Source organism: Noviherbaspirillum sp. (genome assembly GCF_035944575.1).
In the GTDB taxonomy this organism is placed as follows: Bacteria; Pseudomonadota; Gammaproteobacteria; order Burkholderiales; family Burkholderiaceae_D; genus Noviherbaspirillum.
Genome location: NZ_DASZBA010000168.1, coordinates 1 through 6,209, shown reverse-complemented (window position 1 = coordinate 6,209; position 6,209 = coordinate 1). Strand labels below are relative to the sequence as shown.

The following is a 6,209-nucleotide window of genomic DNA, read 5'->3' as shown; positions in this document are numbered from 1 at the left end:
TAAAGCACGGTTTTCCGCTCCCCCGGCATCCGGATTCGCAGTGTCATGGCTTGACGGCCTGAACTATCGGAGGCTTGCCATGGACGAACGGTTTGAGCTCCTGTGTTCCGCCTGCATCCAGACGTGTTTCATTGCGGGAAGGAAACACCAAACCCGACCGAAAGCCTCTTTCTACTATGCTGAGCCATGAAGCCGAAGTGGTATTGAGAAACCCGGGCATGTTCGTCTTGCGCACGATGAAGGCTTTTCGCGCCAACCAGGGGCTGCTGCTGGCCGGCGCGGTCGCCTACTATTCCCTGCTTTCCATCGTGCCGCTGCTGATCCTGATCGTCATCGCGCTGTCGCACGTCGTCGATGAGACCGAGCTGCTGCTGACCCTTGGCCGCTATCTGGAATGGCTCATTCCAGGACAGTCCCGGCCCATCATTATCGAACTGGCCAACTTCATGACGCACCGCCAGGTGATCGGCTGGGTGTTGCTGGCGACGATGCTGTTTTTCAGTTCGCTCGCATTCACCGTCCTGGAAAATGCGATGTCGGTGATCTTCGTCCATCGCGTCGCGATTCACCGCCGGCATTTTCTGGTGTCGGCCATCCTGCCCTACTGCTACATCCTGTCGCTCGGCATCGGCCTGCTGCTGGTGACGCTGGTGGCCGGAAGCCTGCAGGCCATGGGCCAGGAAACCCTGCATGTCTTCGGGCAAAACTGGTCCCTCGGCGGCGTGTCCGGCGTGTTGCTGTACCTGCTCGGACTGCTGGGCGAGATCTTTGTACTTACGTCGGTTTATCTGGTCATGCCCGTCGGGCGGCTGTCGCTGCGGCGCGCATTGCTCGGCGGCGTGACCGCTGCCTTGCTGTGGGAAGTGACACGCCATGTTCTCGTCTGGTACTTCGGCACCCTGTCGCAGGTCAGCACGGTGTACGGCTCGCTGACGACCTCCATCATCGTGCTGCTGTCGCTGGAGATCGGCGCGGCCCTGCTGCTGTTCGGCGCGCAGGTGATCTCGGAATACGAACGCATTGGCAAGGAACGCGAGGACGCGCCGCCGGTGCCCTTCCATACCACCGGGTAACCCTGCCGCCCATCCAGGAACGCAGCGGGCTCTTCACCAGCTACGATGGCGACACCAGCCTGTCGCGCCGGGCCAGCGAAGGAAACAGCCTGATCCATGCCGCGACGATGGCCAGCGTTCCGACACCGCCGATCAGCACCGAAGGCACCGCACCGAACCAGGAGGCAGTTACGCCGGACTCGAATTCGCCGAGCTGGTTGGACGCGCCGATGAACACCGAATTGACTGCGCTGACCCGCCCGCGCATCTCGTTGGGTGTATCGAGCTGCACAAGCGACTGGCGAATGACAACCGACACCATGTCGAACATGCCCGACAGCGCCAGTGCCGCCAGCGACAGCAGGAACGACGTGGACAACGCAAACACCAGGGTGGCTACGCCATACAGCGCGACCGACCCGAACATCACTTTGCCGGCATTGCGCATGATCGGGCGTTGCGCGAGATAGATCGACATGAGCAAGGCGCCCGCCGCCGGCGCGCCGCGCAGCAGGCCCAAGCCCCACGGGCCGACATGCAGGATGTCCTTCGCATAAATGGGCAGCAGCGCCACCGCGCCGCCCAGCAGTACCGCGAACAGGTCGAGCGATATTGCGCCGAGGATATCCTTGCGCCGCCAGATGTAGTCGAAGCCCGCAAACAAGGTTTGCAGGGTCACCGGCTCGCGGGCGCGCGGCGGTTCCTGGACCCTGATGCATAGCATCGCCGCGATGGCGGCAGCAAACAACACCCCCGACAGCATATAGACCGCCTGTGCGCCGGCGACATACACGAAACCGCCGAGCGCCGGCCCGACGATGACGGCCGCCTGGGTGCCGGACGAGACGGTCGCCAGTGCCCTCGGCAGCACGGTGGCCGGGACCAGTTGCGGCGCCAGTGCCTGCTGGGTCGGCATCTGGAATGCCTTGGCAATGCCGAGCGCAACCGATGCCAAGAGGATTGCATCGCGGCTGAGCCAGCCTTGCATCGTTCCCGTCACCAGAATGGCGGCAATCATCATCTGTCCTGACAGGCACCAGGCCATCACGAGGCGCCGGTCGAGCCGGTCGGCCACCTGGCCGGCGACAAGGATCAGGACCAGCGACGGCAGGAACTGGGCCAATCCGACGAGGCCGAGGTCCCAGGCACTATTGGTGAGGTCGTACATCTGCCATGCGAGGATGACCATCATCATCTGGCTCGCGACGGCGGAAGCGATACGGCTGAGGAAAAAATACCGGAAGGAGGGATAGGTAACTAAGGGGTTCTTCATTGCAGGCATTGCAGGCGGCCGGCCCGGGCAGGATCGCGGCGTAAAGGAACTGCATTCTACGCAAAGTCCGCTATCCGGTCCCGGCGCAGGGGCAATGGACGGGAGCAGCCGCTGCTTTCACCCCGCTTCAATATTGTTTGTCGTCCATCCCGTCGCTCAAAAATAGTGTCCGGCAATGGAGACAAATCGCCGCCTTCCACCACCCATGTATCAAGGAAATGAAAGCCGAGTAAATTTTTTATGGAGCGGACATGGAGCTAACCAATATCGCATCGTTGTTTCAATCTTATAGGCCGGTCAATATCCAGTCCCAGCCGTTACCGCAATTCAGCTTGCCGGACGCTGGCGACATACGGGATCCGTTCAGCAATCTGGACATGAATCGACCGCTGAACTTCGGATCCACGCCATCATCGGACTTCGGTTTCAATCAATTCATGGGCAATTCAGGCAGCCTGATGGGCTCGGCCAACCAGCTATTGCTGATGCTGTTGTCCGGGCTCAACACCCTATCGAACGGCAATTCCGGTATGCAGAGCTTCTTCAATCCGACGGCAACGAATCCGAATTCCGGAATGCCGAGCTTCTTCAATCCGGCCGCAACGAATCCGGGCGGTTCCCGTTCACCCGGGTCGCCTGCCGATCAACCGCCGCAAGCCCCTTCCGGGACACCGCCCTCCACTCCTTCGACCGATTCCCCTCCGTCGGACAGTCCAGGGAACCACGCGGCGAATCTTGAAGAAGCAAAAAGGACGACAAACCCGAAATTCATGCCGATCCACCGTGGTGAGGAGGATGAGAAGGCGCAGAACGCAATGATTTATGACCAGGCGTCTTTCGGCCGCGCCGCCGACAAGGTAGCTCTCGAGTATGGCCTGGACCCGAACCTCTTCCGCGCGATGCTTCAGAAGGAGTCCGGCGCATTCAGCCGCGATTATCGCGATGCCATGAAACATGTGGGTGATACCGATAGGGCTGCGCAGGATAACGCTTCACTTGGATTGGGCCAGATTTCCAGGCAGTTCCTCGGTGACGACGGCAAATGGCGCGACGGCGGCCCGGTCAATCCGCGGGTGGGCGGGCAACCGGTGAGCGTAGAGGACTACAACAATAGCGCGATCCTCCAGCTTCGTGTCGCGGCGGCCAATCTGGCAATGCGCATTGAAGATCATGGCGGAGTGGAAAACGGCTTGCGTTATTACGTCAGTGGCAATGCCAGCCCGAACCCGACGGGCGACGCCTACGTCGCTGCCATCAACGAAATCATGCAGAACAAGGACTACATGACTATCGGCCGTTGATGACGTGGACGTGGACGTGAACGCCGGCGCGGATGAGCGATGACGCCGGCATCAGGAAACGATTATTTTTCGATCGCCAGCAACTCGATCTCGAAATGCAAGGTGCTGTTCGGCGGAATGGTTCCGGGAACGCCGCGCGGGCCGTAGGCGGTCTGCGGTGGGCAGGTCAGCTTGGCTTTGCCGCCGACCTTGATCTTCTGCACACCCTCCGTCCAGCATGGGACGACGCGTGACAACGGGAACGTGATCGCTTCATTGCGCTTGTAGGAGCTGTCGAACTCGGTGCCGTTTTCGAGCGTTCCTTTGTAATGCACCTTCACCTTGTCGGACGCCTTCGGACTCTCGCCCTTGCCCTCCTTGATGGTTTCGACGATCACGCCGGACGGCAGCTTTTCGGGTGCGGATTGCGAGGCGGCGAAGGCGGAAACGGAGACCGCGAGGAGAAGGGGGAAAAGCAGTTTCATAGAATCCTTATCGATTGATTGTGAACGGGTGCAGTCGCCGCAAGTGCTGCGGGCTGGAAATGCCGAACCTGGATTGTGACGCAAAACGGCATCACCCCGCTCGGCGCGATGTATCGCGGCACACGGATTTTACCTATATCGTTATTAACGCATCTCTCTCCACTGTTCCTGCGTCACGCGCGCAACGACGGTCCACCCGGATGGCTGCGGCAGCATGACGGCGGCCTCCCCTTCCGCCAGATGCGGTGGACCGGCAACCGCGCGGTATGGAGTGCCGTGCCCGACTATCCAGCGGTTGGTTCCCTGCGCCACCGGCGAGGCGAACAAGCGCTTCAGGCCGGCATAATCGCCGCCCTGACTTTCACGGATTTCGGACTTCGGGGTCGCCTGCCCGAACGCCAGCGTCGCGGTCTCCATCGTGCGGCAATACGGACTTGCCAGCACTTCGCCCACCGGCAATTTCAATGCGCGGATCCGCTCCCCGATTGCCCGCGCCGCCTTGCGGCCATCGGACGATAACATGCGCTGGTTGGCGCAATCGTCATAGCCTTTCATCGCCCCGTCGGGCTTGGAAAAATCGGTCGCGGCATGACGAAAATAAACCACGTATCCACCGTTCCTCAGCGCCGACGCCAGGTCGTGCAAAGGAATCGCTCGCGCGGCGTCGGGCGCGGAGGACGCTGCATCGGGAATGCTTTCCGGTGCAGCCTCAGCGTAAAAATGTGCCGTCATGCATGACAGCAGGAACGCGAGCAGGCGAAGGCGGCGCATGGTGTCTTACAGGAGCAATCATGGTTGACAGGGTGATGCATTTTTATCATGCATCAATAATGGTACGACTCGACGATACGGGCTGCCCACGCACATGCGAAACACGCAGGCCGCACGTCTTTACAGAAAATCTCCTTCGCCTCCTCCCATGCCGCTATCGTCGCTAAAGCCGATATCGTCGATACCGGCATCGCCGGCCAGGTCGCCGGAGTCCCATCCCGTGTCGCTTGTGAAGCGCTCCGCCTGTCCCGCATCACCGGACATATCGGCCAACCCCTGCTGGCTGTTCGCGTCCGCATGATCGTGATGCAGCAGATCGTCGATGCCATGGTACAGAAAGGATCCCGCCAGAGCGCCTGCGGCAACACCCGCCATGCTGCCGAGAAAACCGCCTGCGCCGCCGCCCATCAGGCCCGGACGAACCATCCGCGGATCGTAATAGCCGCGCGGGTCGCCGTAGCGGTATGCCGATCCCGGATGGTGCTTGGCATGCGAAGGATGTGTGCGAAATTCGCTATGTCCCCAATCCGAGCTAGGACTGAGAAAGCCGCCGTCATGCGGCAGCGTGGCTTCAAGCCGGCGCTGCAGCGATGCAATCTGTCGGCGTGCGGCGTTCAGCGCCTGTTCCTGCAGCAATACGCGCTGCACCAGAAGATAAGGCGCATCCGGCACATTGCTCACCGTCCGGAGAATCATCGCTTCCGCTTCCGGATCCTTATGCTGCACCCGCCCCCGCGCCAGCTCGTGAAGAAAATCCTGCAGAGCATCTCTTTCCTGTGAATTCATCGCAGCACTCCTTGATGGACCGTAAAACCCGATTCGACAGATCGTAACGCCTGTCGTTCGGAGCGCATCACGTTCCGAAGCGCTCTCTTTCTTGTCCTATGGTACAGCGTCGATTCTTCGCTCTGCGTGTACTCAAATGATCGATACGGCAAACATAAGATTGCACTTCACCAAGTAATGAAGCCAGCGTTCGTCCGAATTCCTTAACGACCGGAAATAAGGCCGGTATAAAAAAATAAAAAGTCGGCACACCCCATGCTCTTTTCATCTTTATCTGATTGCACTCCGGCATGAGAAGTGCGCTGGTTTGCCGCATCCAAAACAACGTCCTGCTTGAGATAAGTTAACTAAAAGGTTTGTATCTACTTCGGTACGCGCCTTTTCTATTGAGCGCATTCAAGAGCTGATCTATCGTGGAGGCGTTCAACAGTACCGGTGATGGCCTGAAACGAAAACAGTAGCAATGCATTGCACCAGGTCATTTATTTCCGGTCGCCCACATTAAAGAAGCCTTCGGATGTCCAGCAATTTTCTTATCACCGGTGGAGCGGGCTTCATCGGC

At 59.7% G+C, this 6,209-nt stretch carries 6 protein-coding genes; 2 read left to right on the top strand and 4 right to left on the bottom strand.

The features are described 5' to 3' along the window. The first annotated feature begins 176 nt into the window (after positions 1–176). Positions 177–1,073, top strand: a complete 897-nt coding sequence (locus VGU61_RS11960) for a YihY/virulence factor BrkB family protein (protein ID WP_326859354.1) — start codon at positions 177–179, stop codon at positions 1,071–1,073. Between the two features lie 40 nt (positions 1,074–1,113). Here VGU61_RS11960 and VGU61_RS11955 read toward each other — a convergent pair whose 3' ends face one another. After that, on the bottom strand, positions 1,114–2,334 hold the full coding sequence (locus VGU61_RS11955) for an MFS transporter (RefSeq protein ID WP_414691629.1): 1,221 nt from the start codon (positions 2,332–2,334) through the stop codon (positions 1,114–1,116). A 242-nt stretch (positions 2,335–2,576) separates the two neighbouring features. On the opposite strand from VGU61_RS11955, the gene VGU61_RS11950 reads away from it, so the two are divergent. Continuing rightward, positions 2,577–3,626: an FmdB family transcriptional regulator gene (locus tag VGU61_RS11950; protein WP_326859352.1), complete on the top strand. Its 1,050-nt coding sequence runs from the start codon at positions 2,577–2,579 to the stop codon at positions 3,624–3,626. 62 nt (positions 3,627–3,688) lie between these two features. Here the strand turns inward: VGU61_RS11950 and VGU61_RS11945 are convergent, their stop codons facing one another. The 3 genes from VGU61_RS11945 to VGU61_RS11935 form a co-directional block, all read right to left on the bottom strand. After that, positions 3,689–4,090 (bottom strand): FKBP-type peptidyl-prolyl cis-trans isomerase, encoded by a 402-nt coding sequence (locus VGU61_RS11945; RefSeq protein ID WP_326859351.1) that lies wholly within the window; start codon positions 4,088–4,090, stop codon positions 3,689–3,691. A 144-nt stretch (positions 4,091–4,234) separates the two neighbouring features. After that, a complete protein-coding gene (locus VGU61_RS11940; RefSeq protein WP_326859350.1) occupies positions 4,235–4,861 on the bottom strand; it encodes a histidine phosphatase family protein in 627 nt (208 codons plus the stop codon). 120 nt (positions 4,862–4,981) lie between these two features. Further along, positions 4,982–5,647, bottom strand: a complete 666-nt coding sequence (locus VGU61_RS11935; RefSeq protein ID WP_326859349.1) for a DUF2076 domain-containing protein — start codon at positions 5,645–5,647, stop codon at positions 4,982–4,984. Positions 5,648–6,209: the final 562 nt, after the last annotated feature.

Bases quoted from the DNA above. Each gene is read 5' to 3' on its own strand.
- VGU61_RS11945 (WP_326859351.1), bottom strand. From the start codon at position 4,090: ATGAAACTGCTTTTCCCCCTTCTCCTCGCGGTCTCCGTTTCCGCCTTC.
- VGU61_RS11950 (WP_326859352.1), top strand. From the start codon at position 2,577: ATGGAGCTAACCAATATCGCATCGTTGTTTCAATCTTATAGGCCGGTC.
- VGU61_RS11960 (WP_326859354.1), top strand. From the start codon at position 177: ATGCTGAGCCATGAAGCCGAAGTGGTATTGAGAAACCCGGGCATGTTC.
- VGU61_RS11940 (WP_326859350.1), bottom strand. From the start codon at position 4,861: ATGCGCCGCCTTCGCCTGCTCGCGTTCCTGCTGTCATGCATGACGGCA.
- VGU61_RS11935 (WP_326859349.1), bottom strand. From the start codon at position 5,647: ATGAATTCACAGGAAAGAGATGCTCTGCAGGATTTTCTTCACGAGCTG.
- VGU61_RS11955 (WP_414691629.1), bottom strand. From the start codon at position 2,334: ATGCCTGCAATGAAGAACCCCTTAGTTACCTATCCCTCCTTCCGGTAT.